At 59.7% G+C, this 16,914-nt stretch carries 14 protein-coding genes and 2 pseudogenes; 15 read left to right on the top strand and 1 reads right to left on the bottom strand.

The window, feature by feature from the left end:
- Positions 1–234: 234 nt before the first annotated feature.
- Positions 235–354, bottom strand: a pseudogene (locus tag NKJ15_RS32325) (bifunctional Delta(1)-pyrroline-2-carboxylate/Delta(1)-piperideine-2-carboxylate reductase); the annotation flags it as partial.
- A gap of 138 nt (positions 355–492) precedes the next feature.
- Here NKJ15_RS32325 and NKJ15_RS32320 point away from each other — a divergent pair.
- The 15 genes and pseudogenes from NKJ15_RS32320 to NKJ15_RS32245 form a co-directional block, all read left to right on the top strand.
- Positions 493–1,146 (top strand): SIS domain-containing protein, encoded by a 654-nt coding sequence (locus NKJ15_RS32320; RefSeq protein WP_352542506.1) that lies wholly within the window; start codon positions 493–495, stop codon positions 1,144–1,146.
- Positions 1,143–2,411 (top strand): HAD-IIIA family hydrolase, encoded by a 1,269-nt coding sequence (locus tag NKJ15_RS32315; RefSeq protein ID WP_352819751.1) that lies wholly within the window; start codon positions 1,143–1,145, stop codon positions 2,409–2,411. The genes NKJ15_RS32320 and NKJ15_RS32315 overlap by 4 nt, the downstream gene beginning before the upstream one ends.
- Positions 2,404–3,459 (top strand): NAD-dependent epimerase/dehydratase family protein, encoded by a 1,056-nt coding sequence (locus NKJ15_RS32310; RefSeq protein ID WP_352819750.1) that lies wholly within the window; start codon positions 2,404–2,406, stop codon positions 3,457–3,459. Before NKJ15_RS32315 ends, NKJ15_RS32310 begins: the two co-directional genes overlap by 8 nt.
- A gap of 33 nt (positions 3,460–3,492) precedes the next feature.
- Positions 3,493–4,575 carry a GHMP family kinase ATP-binding protein gene (locus NKJ15_RS32305; protein WP_352819748.1) on the top strand — a complete coding sequence of 361 codons (1,083 nt, stop codon included), beginning with the start codon at positions 3,493–3,495 and terminating at the stop codon, positions 4,573–4,575.
- 106 nt (positions 4,576–4,681) lie between these two features.
- Positions 4,682–5,215: a dTDP-4-dehydrorhamnose 3,5-epimerase gene (gene rfbC, locus NKJ15_RS32300; RefSeq protein ID WP_352473828.1), complete on the top strand. Its 534-nt coding sequence runs from the start codon at positions 4,682–4,684 to the stop codon at positions 5,213–5,215.
- A 45-nt stretch (positions 5,216–5,260) separates the two neighbouring features.
- On the top strand, positions 5,261–6,598 hold the full coding sequence (locus NKJ15_RS32295) for an NAD(P)H-dependent oxidoreductase (RefSeq protein WP_352819746.1): 1,338 nt from the start codon (positions 5,261–5,263) through the stop codon (positions 6,596–6,598).
- Between the two features lie 45 nt (positions 6,599–6,643).
- Positions 6,644–7,420, top strand: coding sequence for a phosphatase PAP2 family protein (locus NKJ15_RS32290; RefSeq protein ID WP_352819744.1), 777 nt, complete (start codon positions 6,644–6,646; stop codon positions 7,418–7,420).
- A gap of 720 nt (positions 7,421–8,140) precedes the next feature.
- A complete protein-coding gene (locus NKJ15_RS32285) occupies positions 8,141–8,839 on the top strand; it encodes an FkbM family methyltransferase (RefSeq protein ID WP_352819742.1) in 699 nt (232 codons plus the stop codon).
- A 460-nt stretch (positions 8,840–9,299) separates the two neighbouring features.
- Positions 9,300–10,370, top strand: a complete 1,071-nt coding sequence (gene gmd, locus NKJ15_RS32280) for a GDP-mannose 4,6-dehydratase (RefSeq protein ID WP_352502827.1) — start codon at positions 9,300–9,302, stop codon at positions 10,368–10,370.
- Between the two features lie 1,099 nt (positions 10,371–11,469).
- Positions 11,470–13,770: an AGE family epimerase/isomerase gene (locus NKJ15_RS32270; RefSeq protein WP_352819740.1), complete on the top strand. Its 2,301-nt coding sequence runs from the start codon at positions 11,470–11,472 to the stop codon at positions 13,768–13,770.
- Positions 13,771–13,844: 74 nt separating this feature from the next.
- Entirely contained in the window at positions 13,845–14,201 is a 357-nt protein-coding gene (locus NKJ15_RS32265) for a GYD domain-containing protein (protein ID WP_352819738.1), read from the top strand.
- Positions 14,202–14,654: 453 nt separating this feature from the next.
- Positions 14,655–15,485, top strand: coding sequence for a PA3715 family protein (locus NKJ15_RS32260; RefSeq protein ID WP_352819737.1), 831 nt, complete (start codon positions 14,655–14,657; stop codon positions 15,483–15,485).
- A 124-nt stretch (positions 15,486–15,609) separates the two neighbouring features.
- Positions 15,610–16,158: a class I SAM-dependent methyltransferase gene (locus NKJ15_RS32255; protein WP_352819735.1), complete on the top strand. Its 549-nt coding sequence runs from the start codon at positions 15,610–15,612 to the stop codon at positions 16,156–16,158.
- 144 nt (positions 16,159–16,302) lie between these two features.
- Positions 16,303–16,578 carry a cupin domain-containing protein gene (locus NKJ15_RS32250; protein WP_502906967.1) on the top strand — a complete coding sequence of 92 codons (276 nt, stop codon included), beginning with the start codon at positions 16,303–16,305 and terminating at the stop codon, positions 16,576–16,578.
- Positions 16,575–16,914: pseudogene (locus NKJ15_RS32245) on the top strand (hypothetical protein); the annotation flags it as partial. The gene NKJ15_RS32250 and the pseudogene NKJ15_RS32245, both read left to right, overlap by 4 nt.

Here is a 16,914-nt window from a genome sequence, read left to right as displayed (position 1 = left end):
TTCGCCAAAGCAACAGCAGTCTGATCAGACCAGATACCGTTCCCAATTCGAAGGCCATCCGTCGAAAGCGCCGGCGTCAACGTGCAGGGAAAATCGCGCTTACGCTTGACGAGCTTTCGAAGGCATTGGCTCGGATCGGCGAACTGGAGCGTCTCGTCGGGTATCCGGTTCAAAGCGTTACCCATCTATCAACTTGTTCTCTCCGTGCTGCCGAAAGAGCGCATGGAAGGAGCGGCCCGTCGCGCCGTCGAGCAGGAGGTAAAGCCCCATCACCGCGGGTTTGCCTACGCCATTGTTGTCGGGCGACACCGTGACGATCTTGACGCCGATATGGCCATGTGCCGACGTGTCAGCTGTACGGAGAACAAGGGATATTCCTTTTAAGTACCTCCGATGAGCGCCGCCCGCCAGCTTCCCGTTCGGAATAGCAATTGAACTCGAAGTGCTCGCACGCTGTGATGATCGCTCACCATTGCAGCAATCGAGGGTGGCATGACAGAGCTCGCGATCGATCAGGGAGTGACGGCATGTCGCAAATCTTCGCGGGATGATGCCCTCTGGTTGCAGCCTAAAGAATTCACGCAGGATTATCTGGCATCGCTTTGCATCGCATTGGCGCAGATCGATACGGACGCCGTGCAGGAGGCGATACAGTTGCTGCGCGCCGTACGCGATGCGGGCGGCACAGTCTTCGTCGCCGGCAACGGCGGCAGCGCAGCGACCGCCTCCCACTGGGTCAATGACCTCGGTAAGGCCACGAAACGCTCGGGAAGGCAGCCAATCCGGGTCATAGGCCTGACAGACAACGTCTCCTGGATGACGGCACTCGGCAATGACGAAGGCTACGAGCGTATCTTTGCCGGCCAGATGGAGAACTTCGCCAAGCCGGGTGACGTGCTCATAGTGATTTCAGCCAGCGGGAACTCGCTTAATCTCGTGCGGGCAGTCGAACTCGCTCGCGAAAGGAAGGTAGCCACCATCGGCATTGTCGGTTTTGACGGCGGCACGCTTAAAGAGCTCGTCGATCAGCCAGTATGGGTGCGGTCCGAAAAAGGCACCTACGAACTCGTCGAGGACGTCCACGCCGCGATCTGTCATGCCATCACGCGATACCTCATCGCCGACCGACCGGAGCGCGGTCAATGAATATTGTCCTGCCGAGCTCGCCCTGCCTGCAAAAGGCAGATGTCGAAGGCCGCGGCTACAGCCGGCCGCGTCAGGCGGTCATCCTGGCCGGCGGGCGTGGCACGCGCATGCGGCCGATCACACTCGATCGCCCGAAACCAATGGTGCCGGTGCTCGGCCGCCCTTTTTTGGAATACCAGATCGAACAGCTGCGGCAGGAGGGGTTCGAAAGGGTTCTTCTTCTACTCGGGTATTTGCCCCATGTGGTGATGGACCATTTCGGCGACGGCAGCAGGTTCGGGGTCAGTATCGAATATGCCGTCACCCGTCCCGACGACCTCACCAGCAGCCGGGTATCCAATGCCCGTCACCTCATAGATCCGTGCTTCCTGCTGCTGTATTGCGACAATTACTGGCCGATGCGCATGGAGCGGCTGTGGCAACGCTTCTGTGCGGCCGGCAAGCCTGGAATGATTACGGTCTACAGCAACAAGGACGGCTATTCACGCGGCAGCGTGATCCTTGATGCGAACGACAATGTGACCGTCTTCGACCGGCTCCGCACCACGCCCGGGCTGCAGGGAGTCGAGATCAGCTATGCCATACTAACCGATCTCGCCCTCGAACTCCTGCCCGACGAGGACACCCTCTTCGAGGAGGCCATCTACACGCCGCTCGCGACGCAGCATCGCCTCGCCGGCTTCGTGAGCGAGCACCGCTATTACAGCGTGGGCTCGATCGAGCGTCTACCCGCGACGGAGCGCTTTATGAGCCGCGAAAAAACCATGCTCGTAGACAGGGACGGCGTACTCAACTGCAGACCGCCACGGGCTCAATATGTGTGTTCATGGGACCAGTGGGAGTGGGTTCCGGGTGCAAAGCAGGCGTTGGCCCTTCTGAACGAGGCTGGCTACCGCATAATCATCATCTCCAACCAGGCAGGGATAGCGCGCGGAGCGATGACCGCCGCTGATCTCGAGGCGCTTCACCAGCGCATGTGCGCCGAGTGCGAAGCCGTCGGCGGCAAGATCGCGGAGATCTACCACTGCCCACACGGCTGGGACGACGGCTGCGACTGCCGCAAGCCCAAACCCGGTATGCTGTATCAGGCACAGCGCGACTTTGATCTCGACCTCACACGCACACTCTTTGTCGGCGATGACGATCGTGACCGTCAAGCGGCCGAAGCCGCGGACTGCCTATATGCGCAAGTAAGCGAGCGATGCTCGCTTCTGGACCTCACCCGTCAACTCCTTTCGAAGCGGAGCGAGGGCAGACATGAATGAACCAACACGCGTTCTCGTCACCGGACACAATGGATATCTCGGTTCTGTCATGGTGCCCGTGTTGCAGGCGGCGGGCTATGAGGTGGTCGGGCTGGATATGGGATATTTTCGTGCGTGCACCCTGGGAGCCGACAATACCAGTGTGCCCGAGATCACAAAGGATCTACGCGCCATCGAACCCCCGGATCTGCAGGGCTTTGACGCGGTGATCCATCTGGCGGCACTCTCGAACGACCCGATCGGAAATCTCAACGCGGATTGGACGAGGCAGATCAATGCGGAAGGAACAGTTCGTCTGGCCACGATGGCCAAGGCGGCGGGCATCCGGCGGTTCCTATTTTCCTCCTCTTGCATCATGTATGGCATGTCGGAAGCCGCCGTCGTCGACGAAACCGCCCCGCTGGCGCCGCAAACAGAATACGCAAGATCGAAGGTTGTTGCCGAAGAAGCGCTGCGCGCGCTGGCGGACGACGGGTTCTCGCCCGTCTATTGCCGCAACGGCACCGTCTATGGTCTGTCGCCGCGAATGCGCTTCGACACCGTGCTGAACAATTTCGTGGGCAGCGCCTTCACCACTGGACGTGTCGAAGTGCATAGCGATGGCACGCCATGGCGGCCCGTGGTTCATGTCCAGGATGTCGCGCGCTATTTCAAATTGATGCTGGAGGCGCCACTACAGGACATCCACAATGAGGCGTTCAACATGGGTGTTGAAAGCCTAAATCTTCAGGTGCGCGAGATAGCGGAGATCGCCGTTGAGGCCGTCGCTGGCGCGCAGCTCACAATGACACCGAAGCTGGGCGCGGATCAAAGGACCTACAAGGCGGACTTCAGCAAGTTCTCACGGACTTTCCCGGATTTCGAGTTTCAGTGGACAGCGCGAAAGGGAGCACACGACCTTTGCGAGGCGTTCCGCTCGATCGCACTTAGATTTGAAGACTTTACCGACAAGCGCTTCACGCGGCTGCGCTGGCTCGATCATTTGCTCAAGGCGGGGATGCTCGATGGTCAGCTGCGCTGGCGAACCGCACAGCCGCGTGTTGCCTAATTTTCATTCCGTCGATTTTCGAGGGGGCAAAATATGGAACAGCTAGACGGGACCAAAGCGGTGGAGCGCCGGTCAGGACTGGACCTTCCGACCATCATCGATCGCGCTGCACAGCGTCTACCGTCTCTCGTCCTGACGCGCACTCCTTTGCGCGTCAGTTTTGCTGGCGGCGGTACCGATCTGCCCGATTTCTACAATCTCGATTGCGGCGCGGTCTTCAGCGCGGCAGTGGACAAGTACATCTATGTCACCGTCAAGCGTCACAGCGAGATCTTTAATGAACCCATCCGCTTGAACTATTCACAGACGGAGCAGGTAAACACCATAGGCGAGATCAAGAACAACATCGCTCGCGAATGCCTGCGTTTCCTGGAGATCGAACCGCCGATTTACATCTCGACGGTCGGAGACATGCCTGCCTCGACGGGCATGGGGGGGTCGAGCTCGTTCACGGTGGGACTGCTCAACGCCCTGCATGCATTCCGGGGAGAACGTGTCACCCCTGGCCAACTGGCCGAAGAGGCATGTCACATCGAGATGGACATCCTCGAGGAGCCGATTGGCAAGCAGGACCAGTATGCCGCCGCGTTCGGGGGCATGAACCTGTTCCGCTTCCAGCCGGGCGGCGCGGTAACGGTCGAGCCGCAGCGGGTGCGCAATGGCGCCATCGAACATCTCTTCAGCAACCTGATGATGTTCTGGACGTCGCATCAGCGGCCGGCCAGTTCCGTGCTGGCAGAGCAGAAGGCGAAAACGTCAAGCAATCTCGATACGCTCAGGCGGATGCGGGACGATGCCTTCATGCTTCAGGAGATCTTTGCGGAGCCCGTCATCGACGTAGAACGCTTCGGTGCCGTCCTTCACGCAGGGTGGGAGATGAAGCGGAGTTTGGCGTCCCGCGTGAGCAACGCGGCGATCAATGGCCACTACGACCTCGCCAGGGACGCAGGTGCGGAAGGCGGCAAGCTGTGCGGCGCCGGCGGCGGCGGATTCCTTATGTTCGCGGTCAAGCCGGAACGCCGGGAAAGTGTAAGACGCGCACTCTCACACCTAGCCTATGTGCCTATCGGCTATGAAGTCCACGGCTCGCGCCTCTTGCATCCGGCGCAAGTCTGATGGCCGTCCTTCGATCGCACAAGAGGACCGCCGGCGCGAGCCACCCTGAGCAGAGGTCGTCGGAGATGCAACCCGACGTGACACTCATTTGACCAATGGATCTACGATGCTTTTCACAAAGACCGATATTCCAGGCGCCACCCTGGTGGAACTGCAGAAATTCGAAGACGAGCGGGGCTTTTTCGCACGCGGCTGGTGTTCGCGGGAGTTTGCCGAGCAGGGGCTTCCGGATCGTGTCGTGCAGGTGAATATTTCATACAACAGGCACAAGCATACACTGCGCGGCTTCCATTACCAGCTGGCTCCCCAGTGCGAGGACAAGATGCTTCGCTGCATCCGGGGCAGCCTGTACGACGTGCTGATCGACCTGCGTTCCCGATCGCCCACCTATAAGCAGCACCTCACGGTGGAACTGTCAGCGGCGAACCAACGGATGCTGGTCATCCCGAAGGGCTGCGCGAACGCCTTTCTCACCATGGAGGACCACTCCGAGGCGACATATCTCGTCTCCGAATTCTACACACCGGCGGCCGAGCGTGGTGTTCGCTGGAACGATCCTGCTTTCGCAGTGAAGTGGCCGGTGGATGCGCCGGCGCTGATTTCTGAAAAGGACCGAAGCTGGCCCGATTATGACCGCTAACCTTTCGCCACCCGACCTTTCGGGAGCAGCACAGGGGAGACGTAAATGTTCATTGTCGACAGGGAGTTGGAGAGGCTCCAGGCTCAGGGGCGGCCAATTCGCGTGGGTATGGTGGGGGCCGGCTTCATGGCCCAAGGCATCGCGCTGCAGATGCTGCGATATGTCCCAGGCATGGAGCTCGTGGCGATTTCCAACAGGCACGTGGAAAAGGCGCGAGATGCCTATGCCGCCGCAGGTGAAGACGACGTGACCGAGGCGACCAGCACCAAAGCGCTTGAGGATCTCGTGGCGCGCGGTCGCCGCTCGATCACGGCCGACCCGATGCACATTTGCGAGGCCGACGACATCGACGTCGTCGTCGAGGCGACAGGCGCGATCGAGTTCGCTGCTCACGTCACAATGCGGGCGATCCGGCACGGCAAGCATGTTGCTCTGATGAACGCCGAACTCGACGGCACGATCGGACCGATCCTGAAAGTGTATGCCGACCGGGCAGGAGTGGTCCTCACCAATGTGGAGGGCGATCAGCCCGGCGTTATCATGAACCTCTACCGTTGGGTCAGGGGCCTGGGCATACGTCCGGTGCTTTGCGGGAACATCAAGGGCCTGCACGATCCCTACCGAAATCCGACGACTCAGGAGGGTTTTGCCAAGAAGTGGGGGATGAAGGCCCCAATGGTCACCTCCTTCGCGGACGGCACGAAGATCTCGTTCGAGAACGCCATCGTCGCCAACGCCACAGGCATGCGGGTGGCGAAGCGCGGCATGTACGGGCCTGTGGTCGAGCCTGGTACCCCGATCCAGGGGGCGGTCGGGTGGTATCCGCTCAATCAGCTCCTCGAGGGGCCGGGGATAGTTGATTATTGTGTCGGCGCCATGCCCAACCCCGGCATCTTCGTTCTTGGCACCACAGAGGATGCTGTCGAGAAGAACTATCTCTCACTCTACAAGATGGGCCCCGGACCGCTCTACTGTTTCTATTGGCCCTATCATCTGTGTCATTTCGAGGTGCCCTCCACGGTCGCCAGGGCCGCAATATTCCGCGATGCTGCGATTGCGCCCCTGGGCGCGCCGACCGTTGATGTGGTGGCCGCCGCCAAGCGGGACCTTAGTGCCGGAGAGATCCTCGATGGCCTTGGACATTACATGACCTACGGGCTCTGCGAGAACGCGCGAACGGTGCACGCCGAGCGGCTTGTGCCGATCGGGCTCGCCGAGGGCTGCCGGCTGCTGCGCGACGTGAAGCGGGACGAGGTGCTCGGCTATGACGACATCGAGCTTCCGATCGGGCGGCTTTGCGACACACTGCGCCGGGAGCAGGATCTTGCCTTCTTCGGCCGCTCTGCAGCCTCCCTGCGCCGCGAGGTTTCTGCAACCGCCTAGTTAGCGGGACTTCAGATGTTCCGCCGCCCGAACCTTAGAGTTGAGATGGCCGAACTGATGTCCGATTTCCATTGCCTGACGCATGCCGCCGCGCTTTGCCTCCTCTTTGTGGGTACGACTTTCCTGGCCCTTAACCCGGATTGGATCGACAGGCCCCTCGCAACGGCCGTCAACACCGTAGCGAGCACTCAGCCCTTCGCCAACCGGCTCGCTTTCGGTGCCGTCTACCCAACAACCGAGGGCGCTATAGTTGTGTCCTTGCTTTGGTATTGCTGGTTCGCCCATGACGGTCCGGAGTCGAGGGCAAGGCTGGTGAGCGGCGTCTGCGCAGCTGTCCTCGCGGCGCTCGTCGCGTATTTCCTGCAGGGCGCTCTGCCGACGACGCCAAAGCCGATTTTTGACTCCGCACTTCGACTTCATATCCCGGACGTTTTGGGCGACGCTGCCGTTCTGCGCTCAGCGCCGTTCGCCGGCACCCCCGGGTTCCCCAGCGAGCGAGCGGTTCTGTTCGCGGGTCTAGCGATCGCCATTCTTCTCGTTCGCTTCGAACTCGGACTCCTCGCCCTGGCCTGCACCTTGGTGGTAGAGCTTGCGCGAGTCTACTTGGGGCTGCATTACCCGACCAATGCTCTGGGTAGCCTCGCCTTGGCCGCCGCCCTGGTATGGATAGCACAAACGCACCCGAGCCTTGAACTCGGCGCCCTGGTTCTCCGGTGGGAGCGCGGCGCCCCATCAAGCTTCTATCTGTGCAGCTTTCTGGCCTCATACCTTGTTGTTGCGTTCCAGGCGTTGCGAGAACTTGCCAAAGGGCTTCTGCAATAGGAACTGGTGTGAAGCCGCCAACGACATGACGTGCATCGCCGCGCTGAAGCGTCATCTTGGCCGGACAACAACAATCATGCTGAAAGGTGTTCGCAACAGCGGCGGATTACCTCAATGAAGCGGATTAGGCATCCGGCAAGCTGGATAAGGCCGCTCTACGGCTTCCACTGGCCCTACTACCTCTGCCATTTTGAGGTAGCCAGCACACTGCGCGCGCCGCGCTGTTCGACAAGCCCGATCTCTTCGCTCGGCGAACCCAAGGTCAATTTCGTTGCAACCCGCCAAGACCGATTCGAACTGCCGGCCCTTCCTGCGTTCAGCTCCGCAACGAACAGGATTGCCACTTCTTTGGCTCCGCAGTAGCCGGCACGGCCCCGGGGACGAGGCGACTCGTGAGCCGGCGCTCGCAGCGGGCGGCTCCTACTTCCTACGCGGTAGGGCGACGACGTTGGCCGAGCCCAAGGCGATGCTCCGCAGCATCTGTTACGAACGCCGAGCGACGGGATTACCTCCTTTTGTTGGAGCGCCTGCCACAATGACACTCTGGTCGCGGGAGGGAATCGATATAAAATTCACAGGTCGATAGCCGCTCCGCGTTAGGCCAGACTGAACCCCATCTGGCGCTGTTGTCTATTTTGGACACAGTGAGGACGGCGGACACAGTGAGGACGGCGCAGTCAAGCGGAACAGCTACTAAGAATAAGCCAAAGGCAACCATTGATGTACAATCCAGATGGGCTCCGGTATTGTAAGCGAGTTGTAAGAGCGGCCTTAGGATTCGATCATCTTCTCCGGCCCGAATGCTCTATTCCTACACAAAAACTCGGCTCCGCATATGGAGGTTGGGTCGTTGCGGTCGAGCCTCTTCTAGCTGCTTCCTCCCCTATTGTTCTTTCCTTTGGCTTAGGGGACGATATTTCATTTGATCTGGAAGTCAGCAAAGTATTCGGTGCAAAGGTCTTTGGGTTTGATCCGACTCCGGCCAGTCTTGACTGGATTGCCGCTCAGGAATTACCCCCCACTGTGCGGATCTACCCCTTGGGAATATCTAATTTCGACGGGGAGCAAACGTTTGCTGTGTCCGAAGATGACACACGCAGCAATTTTTCCACGAAGTTGGTTACAGGCAAGAGCATTGTCTGCAACGTGAGGCGTTATTCTACTATCCTGGATATGCTCGGACTGGCAACTGTCGATGTGCTGAAACTCGACGTCGAGGGGGCAGAGCACGACGTCCTTCCAGAGGTGCTTGGATCTGATGTCTTACCGAGACAGATTCTCGTCGAGTTTCACCACTGGTGGCACCGCACTCCCGTGGAGCAAACCTACCGAACAGTGGAAGCGATAAAGGGCCAGGGTTACACCCTGTTCCATGTTTCTCCTGCGGGCCACGAGTTGTCATTTTTGCTGACGCGATAGCAAGCCTTACGAGAACTTTCGACAAGCCGCCGTCGGTGGCGGGATCGTCGGCAACAACCTGACGCCACGCTTGCCAGGTGACCCGAGACCCGTTTCTCGGCGGCATCGCCCGCGCCGCACTGATCAGCCGACCCACATGTTCGGCATTGCCGACGGCAGCATGGCCGGCATGCAGCTCCCGGAGAAGCGGTGGCGCAAGCGCTTGTGAAGTGACGGCTCGCGGCAGGGCGGCTACGTCCATGCCATAGGAGCATAGGCTGAAGAGGCTAGCCAAGCAGAAAGGGACGCACGGGAAGTAGCTGTGACGGGCATTGAGCGGTGGGGATTACCTCTTTTGCTGGCGTGCCTGCCACAAAGACACTCTGGCAGAACAAGGCACTTTCGCCTTTCGTTAGAGGAGTGTGGGGCAGACCGTCGGTCGACGAGGCCACCACAGCCCTCAAGGATTGGATGGGACCCGATGACAGATCGCATTGCGCTCATAACTGGTGTGACCGGTCAGGACGGTGCCTACCTTGCCAGACTGCTGCTGGAGAACGGCTATACTGTCCACGGACTGAAACGCAGATCCTCCTCCTTCAATACCGAACGCATCGACGACATCTACGTCGATCCGCACGAACCGGACGCACGCTTTTTTCTCCACTACGCCGACCTGACCGATGCGACCAATCTCATTCGCATCGTTCAGGAGACGCGCCCTACCGAAATCTACAATCTGGCGGCCCAAAGCCATGTCCAGGTAAGCTTCGAGACGCCTGAATATACCGGCAACGCCGATGCCCTTGGCACACTCAGGCTGCTTGAAGCCATCCGCATCCTGAAGATGGGAGAGCGGGTGCGCTTTTATCAGGCATCAACCTCCGAGCTGTTCGGCAAAGTCCAAGAGGTGCCCCAGACGGAGAAGACGCCGTTCTACCCGCGCTCTCCCTATGCGGCGGCCAAACTCTATGCCTATTGGATCACGATCAACTACCGTGAAGCGTACGGAATGTTCGCTTCCAATGGCATACTGTTTAATCATGAAGGCCCCACGCGCGGCGAGACGTTTGTGACCCGCAAGATCACACGTGCGGTTGCAGGTATCGAGCGAGGCTTTCAGTCCGCCCTCTATCTTGGAAATCTGGATGCGAAACGCGACTGGGGGCATGCTCGCGACTATGTGGAGGGCATGTGGCGGATTCTTCAGCACGCCGAGCCAGACGACTTCGTCCTCGCCACGGGCGAAACCCACTCGGTTCGAGAGTTCGTAGAGCGTGCCTTTCGGGCAGTCGGCCGCGTCATCGTCTGGGAAGGTAAGGGGGTGAACGAGATCGGCCGGGATGGCAAGACAGGAGAAATCCTCGTCCGAATCGACCCACGCCATTTCCGTCCAACGGAGGTCGATCTCCTGATGGGAAATCCGGCGAAAGCCCGCTCAAAGCTCGGCTGGTCGCCTAAGACGACGTTCAGCGACCTCGTGGCGGAAATGGTGGCGGCCGATCTGAAACGTCTGGAGCGAGAGCGCTGGCATAGGGACAGTAGCGTCTAGAAAGCGCCACCGGTCATGAACAACACTTACCGGCTCCGTGATGTGCGTCTTGGCAGCATCAATATCGTCGCAAACGCGACCGGCAAGATCGTGCCAAGCGGGCGCACCAGCCTTTAGAGAGGGGCGTTGTCCGCGCTACCCACGTGCGCGATGGACAGAGCGTGAAGGCTGGCGACCTTCTGTTCGATTTCGACCCGACCATGACGCCGACGAGGAGCGTCAGCAAAACGATCTCCGTTCGGCCGACCTCAACACGCCGCTGCGCGCGGAGCCGCAGACGATCCGCTTGCCGCCTTCGCGGCCGTTCCGGAAAATCGACTTGGCACGCCGGGAGTTGCCGGTCAGCGTCCCTTGTTGACGTTCTCCGACTCCAGAAAAGCGCTTGGTTCACCTCGCTTTGGGAGTATTTCGGCCTAGGCGTGCCTGCAACTTCACGAAAGATAGACGCCGCCAATTCTAGACCTATGGGCCTGCGCCTTTGGCAGCCTGGGCGGCAGCCGCTCTCGTCCTGTCCACGAATGACATCTCTCATTCCGGCGAGATCTGCCATCGGCGGTTGAACGCCAGTTCCGCGTGAGGTATCGATCTCGCGGGCGTGCGTTCGGGTACTCGCCGTTTGCGTCGGTCCAATGAGAGCGCGGCCTAATCCGTCATTCCTTCTCTGAACAGACGACGTTTCGCTGACTCCTTGAAAGCCTTGAGAGGCGAGCCAGCCTCCGAAATGCCTTTCGTCGCCATTCTCGCGGAACCGGAACTTGAACGCGGTCACCGGCATGTTGCAGCCCAGCCCACCCTTGTCGTCAGCCCGAGCAGCACGCACGAGACATCCTTTCGGTCGCCGACAGGCATGCTCCTATTGGACTAGGGGGTGCCAATCGGGGCGTTAGGGCTACCCCAATTCATGAAGGAGCCTCCCGCCCGGCAGCGTGCTACGTCTGTCTGCGCAAGAGCCGAGCAAAATGCGTGACCCAGGACACAGTCGGACAAGCCAGGCCGAACGCATTCGGCTTCGTCGCGAGATGTTCGGGGCTGTCGATGCCGTGCTGCGCCGCAATCCAGAGGTCGGAGCCTACAACCAGAAATTTGAGGGGACTGGATCATGCCGGAGCGGATCGTCAGTTTTGTGATGAGCGGGGGCGTCGGCTCGCGGCTGTGGCCGCTGTCGCGCGAAGACAATCCCAAGCAATTCCACGACCTTTCGGGCGACGGCTCGATGCTTGCGAAGACTGTCCGACGCCTCAAGGCGCGCTCGGACGGCGAGACGCCGATCTATCTGATAGCCTCCGAACGGCATGCCGACCGCGTTATCTCGGACATCGGTCCGCTCGGCCTGAACGGGGGCAGACCGATTTTCGAGCCCGTCGGCCGCAATACCGCCGCTGCGGTGGCCATAGCCACGTTGCAGACGATCTCCGAATATGGCGGTGACGCGCTTGTGCTCGTGGTGCCCTCCGACCATCAGATATCGACCGAAATGCAGTTCTGGCAAACCGTCGAGGCTGGCATGCCTGCCGCCGATTCAGGAAGCATTGTCGTATTCGGCATCAGGCCGACCCATCCTGAAACCGGGTACGGCTACATCGAGGTTACGGCAAATGGTGACGGCGGGGCCGCCGTTTCACATTTTGTCGAAAAGCCCAATGCCGAGACGGCCCGCAAATATGTGGCTTCGGGAAGATTCTACTGGAACGCCGGCATCTTCCTGTTTCGTGCCGACACGATGCGGAAGGCATTTCTCGAGTTCCGGCCAGACATCTGGGACACCGCGGAACGGGCCCATAAGGCTGCACGGACGGACGTCTTGGGCATCTACCTGCCCCATGGCTTCTATTCGGCTGTCCCGTCGACGTCGATCGACTACGCAGTCATGGAGCATGCACGCGGTATTGCGATGGTTACGGCTTCCTTCCGCTGGAACGACCTTGGATCGTGGCAATCGCTGCTGGAAGCCAGCCCGACGGACCGCGACGGCAATGTCGTAATGGGCGACGTTGTCGCCATGGATTGCGGCAACTCCTATCTCAGAAGCAAGGGCAGACTGCTGACAGTCATTGGAATGAAGCATGTGGCGGTGGTCACGACACCGGACGCGGTATTCGTCGCTCCTGTCAGCCACAGCCAGAACGTGAAGAAAGTCGTCGAACAACTCGAGAAGAGCGGACGCCTTGAAACGAAGTTCACAGGGTCGGATGACCGGCTCATCATCAGCGGGTCATGGCGCAAGCGGGTCGAGCACTGGCTCTTCAACGAAACCTTGCCGCTGTGGTCCACTGCAGGTGTTGACGATGCGTATGGCGGCTTCCACGAGGCGCTCGGTTTCGATGCAAGGTCGTTGGGCAAACCCAAGCGCATGCGGACGATGGCTCGCCAGATTTACGCGTTCGCGGTGGCCAAAGAACGCGGCTGGGTTGGACCGGCCGACAAACTCATCGACCACGGCATCGAGTTTATCGCCAAACACGGCCGCACCGAACGCGGTGGCTGGGTGCGCATCCTTAATTCCAATGGCAGCGTGGCTGACCCGACGGAGGACGCCTACGACCATTCCTGCGTGCTCCTGGCGCTTGCCCATGCTCACCGATGCGGCCATCAGGATGCCCTGCAGCTGGCACAAGAGACCTTCCATTTCATCGACACCCATCTCGAGGACGTCAGTCTGAACGGCTTCCTCGAGACCCCCGGCTGGAAGGGGGTGCGGTTCTCGAACCCGCACATGCACATGCTGGAATCCTTCCTTGCCTGGCATCGCGTCACCGGCGAGCGTGCATATCTCCGTCGGGCGGCACGTGTCGTCGATCTCTTCCGGTGCCATTTCTTCGATCAGGAGAGCTGGACGCTTGGGGAACATTTCGATGTCGATTGGCTACCGTTGTCGGGAGAGGAGGGACAGTGGACCGAACCAGGGCACCATTTCGAATGGGCCTCGCTCCTCATCGATTTCGCGCGGGCAAGCGGGCAGAAAGACTTGGCAGCCTATGCAAGGAAGCTCTATTCGTCGGCGATCGCCAGCGGATTGAACCGGGCCACGGGCCTGGCTTATGCAGCCGTGTCGCGGCAGGGAATTCCCTTCGACCGGCTCTCCCGCAGCTGGCCGCAATGCGAAGCCGTCAAGGCGGCCGTCGCCCTGGACGGCATCGGCGGGCCTGATCTGAAACCTGAGATCGAAGCTCGTGTCGCCCGCCTCTTCAAATGGCATATCGATCCCGCACCGCTAGGCTTGTGGATCGACAGAATCGACGAGCGCGGAAGGTCCCTGGCGACGGAGGTGCCCGCGAGCATTTTCTACCACCTCGTGACGGCCTTGATGCAGTATCTGGACAAGACCGCAGGGCAAGTCGAACCTTTCCCGCTGCCAGCTTTGGATGGGAGCAAAAGCGTTGCGATGCAGGGTTACGGCTGACCAACCGTCCGCCATAGCTCCGTGTTGGTCAAACGACCAATAACGAAACTAGTACAAGATCGGGAGGAATACCCATGAAAGTGACAATCCTGGGAAACTGTCCGCCCCATTCCTACAAGGGATTGATGCAAGGCTCAGACCGAGAAGCTGCAATCAAGGCGGTTTTGGAAAGCGTTGGTGGCAAGGTATGCGGTATGATGTTTACTCGCGGCGCCTATGATATTGTCATCAATGCTGAGGTTCCGGACCAGGCCAATGGGATGGACCTAGCACTGGCGGTCCGGGCAAGCGGCTGGATAAACGAGCTAGTTGTCCTGGAAGAACTCGACATGAAGGCGGCGCTCGCAGCCGCCAAAAAGGCTGCCGCGTTTACAAGCCCGCCGGCTGATTGGATAACTGGCTGTACATTGAAGGCAGCACGGTTCCGTTGAACGCGCCGTGCTGCCAAGTCTCAAGGAAAGACACGCTGCGGTTTCGGAAAGCCGAAGCAGGCGCGGCATTGGTTCTGCTTTGATACCGCCGACAGCGAACGCGCCCGGCTCAGGGGGCCCTAGAAGGTGCGCTTGACGGACCGGCGAGGTCCGGTTTTGTAGAGGCTTCTTCTCGGAGCGCTTCTTTATCTAATCGGAGCGCGACAAGGCAATCGAGATCACATTGTCAGTATCTGTTTCAGGTAGCTCGAACAGCATTGGCAAAAATTGGCCGCTCGGGCGGCGTTCTCATGATCACGGTCCCTAAGGGTGCTCGGACTTTACGACTTTCCAGGATACCTATGGTCCTGATGCAGCGGGTGGAGCTATCCGTCACTTCCCTGCCCTGTGCTCCGCCACCAATCTCGCGTAGAAGGGCCCTGGCCGAACCCGGCCCTGCGACGCGAGAACTCCATGCGAATAGTGTTGCCTGTCCTGTTGCTCGGCGCCGCCCTTGCCAGCCTGTCGCCCGCCAAGGCCGCGGCGGGCGATTGCAGGGATGCCGCCGCGCTGGTGCAGCAGGCCTATCCCAACGCCCGAAAGAGCGCCGACGGCAACTCGTTCACGCTTGAACCTCATACTAGCATCACCTCAACGTTCACGGAGAGCGAAGCGCCATTTGGCCTGGTCTGCAAGATTTGGCCCGCCCATGTCGACCTGCTGTTGGTCGCAGTGCCGCTGATTGACAGCGCTAACAGCGACCACCTGCATGTCGGCGATATCGAGCTTCTGGTCGTCGACAGGAATACGCTGCGCGTGCGCCAGCGCCTGCTCCAGCCCGGTCTGATGACCGATGACGCGATTGTCATCGAGAAGGTGGAATTCGACACCAGCCGCTATGCACTGGCCCCCAATGTCAGCGCATTCGGCCTGCGCATCGAAATGGCGCACCATTCGCTGACCGCTCCCTTCACTGAAACCGACCTGCGGCTATACGCTCTCACCGGCGATACGCTACGCGTGGTGCTCGACGGCCTCGTCGTGGCCGGCTCTGGCGGCGATAGCGATGGTAGTTGCGCCGGATACTTTCATTCCAGCCAGGTCAGCCTGGCGATAAGCCCGGCGCGCCATCATGGCTATCACGATATCACCGCGATTGAGCGGTCGAATACCGATAATCCCTCCCCCGACCACAATGGCGAATGCCAGTCCCATCCTGGCAAGCCTGCGAAGCGGACCTACTGGATGCGCTATGATGGCAGCCGCTATGCGGTTCCCGCGGCACTCAAGGTGATGGGGTTGTGAGGCGGCCGCACACGTCCCTGCCTTGGTTCGTCAATGTCATCAATTCCAGTTGAACGGGTATCGACCGTTAATTCTCTCGTGGTAGGAGGCGCTCAAGGGGGCTCTTCTCAAAGGAGCTGATGATTTGTGGTGGTCAAGATTCAAAAGGGGTTTTGCCGGAACGTGGGACGACAGACTTGACGGGCTATTCTCCGCAAAGGTCGACTACGCCGGAAAATCCATTCTCGATGTTGGCTGCAATATGGGTGTTGTCGCCTATGAGATATCCAAGCTGAAACCCAGCTCGATCCACGGGATCGACATTGCCAAGCCGCACATCGAGACCGCAAAGATGTTGTTGAGTGGCTCCCCGGTACATGCCAGGTTCGATCGCCTGAATCTTGGCAGCCGGCGCCTCGGCAATATCCTTCTACCGAAATACGATATCGTCCTGCTGCTGGCCGTCTATCAGCACATGCAGCGCAACATCGGCCCAGGCAAGGCGCGAAGGGTGCTTTCCAATATTGTGAGGCGCACCTCAAACGTCGTTGCCCGCGTTCCGCCTGGAACGGATGGCGAATTCATCGAAACGCTTTCTGACGAGGGGTTCCAGGTCAAGAGCACTCACACATCGCCTCTTGGTAGTCATGTGCTCGTGCTTGAGAAACCCGCCTTACGAAATCCGCAGCCATAGAGATGACATCCATGTGGCAGCAGCGGGCGCAGACCCGCTGCCTGCCTGCAACGCAGTCCCGGGAGAGCCCGATTCGCCGGCAGAAAGCACCTTGCGGATGGACGTCGGGCCTATGCCTTTGACATTGAGGTTGACTCCGCAGCCGTGCTGGAAGAGCTTTTCGAGTCCAATGGCTGGAGTAGCGGCTGGCGGGACGGCATCTACCACTACGTCCATTACCATTCCCGCAAAAATGAAGTGCTTGGGGTTGCGCGCGGAACCGGCAAGGTTCGGTTCGGGGGCAACAGGGGCCGTACATTGTCCTTGAAGGCCGGCGACATGGCAGTTCTTCCGGCCGGCACCGGTCACCCAGTTGGCCGTCCACGGAAGGATCCGGTCTATGGGAGCAAAGCGCCGCTGGTCTCAGTCTGGGAAAAATGAAGCTTGAAGATGAAGTCCGCCACGTTTCCGAAGACTTGGACGATGATGTACTGAGTGACGCTGTGCGGGCGCTGCATCGTCGGGTGAAGATCGTTCATGATTTCGATATCCCCTACATTGCTGGCTACAGCAAAGATGGCAGGACCATTTATATCGATCGCCATATGCCTCGCACTATGGATTGGAAATCGGCCAAGGTCCGGCTTGCCCCATTTCTGCTAACGCACGAAATCGTTGAAAAGGCGCTCCTAGACGAACTCGGGCTTCATTATCTGCACGCGCATCAAATCGCTCTTCGAGCCGAACGCGATGCAGTGAAGGCGGCGGGTGTTGGCT

Origin of the sequence: Mesorhizobium sp. M0207 (assembly GCF_040321995.1) — a bacterium.
Lineage (GTDB): Bacteria > Pseudomonadota > Alphaproteobacteria > Rhizobiales > Rhizobiaceae > Mesorhizobium.
The sequence above is the reverse complement of the archived record's forward strand: the minus strand, read 5'-3'. Positions and strand labels throughout refer to the sequence as shown.

Coding starts and splice junctions, on each gene's coding strand:
- NKJ15_RS32320 (WP_352542506.1), top strand. CDS start 493: ATGACAGAGCTCGCGATCGATCAGGGAGTGACGGCATGTCGCAAATCT.
- NKJ15_RS32315 (WP_352819751.1), top strand. CDS start 1,143: ATGAATATTGTCCTGCCGAGCTCGCCCTGCCTGCAAAAGGCAGATGTC.
- NKJ15_RS32310 (WP_352819750.1), top strand. CDS start 2,404: ATGAATGAACCAACACGCGTTCTCGTCACCGGACACAATGGATATCTC.
- NKJ15_RS32305 (WP_352819748.1), top strand. CDS start 3,493: ATGGAACAGCTAGACGGGACCAAAGCGGTGGAGCGCCGGTCAGGACTG.
- rfbC (WP_352473828.1), top strand. CDS start 4,682: ATGCTTTTCACAAAGACCGATATTCCAGGCGCCACCCTGGTGGAACTG.
- NKJ15_RS32295 (WP_352819746.1), top strand. CDS start 5,261: ATGTTCATTGTCGACAGGGAGTTGGAGAGGCTCCAGGCTCAGGGGCGG.
- NKJ15_RS32290 (WP_352819744.1), top strand. CDS start 6,644: ATGGCCGAACTGATGTCCGATTTCCATTGCCTGACGCATGCCGCCGCG.
- NKJ15_RS32285 (WP_352819742.1), top strand. CDS start 8,141: ATGTACAATCCAGATGGGCTCCGGTATTGTAAGCGAGTTGTAAGAGCG.
- gmd (WP_352502827.1), top strand. CDS start 9,300: ATGACAGATCGCATTGCGCTCATAACTGGTGTGACCGGTCAGGACGGT.
- NKJ15_RS32270 (WP_352819740.1), top strand. CDS start 11,470: ATGCCGGAGCGGATCGTCAGTTTTGTGATGAGCGGGGGCGTCGGCTCG.
- NKJ15_RS32265 (WP_352819738.1), top strand. CDS start 13,845: ATGAAAGTGACAATCCTGGGAAACTGTCCGCCCCATTCCTACAAGGGA.
- NKJ15_RS32260 (WP_352819737.1), top strand. CDS start 14,655: ATGCGAATAGTGTTGCCTGTCCTGTTGCTCGGCGCCGCCCTTGCCAGC.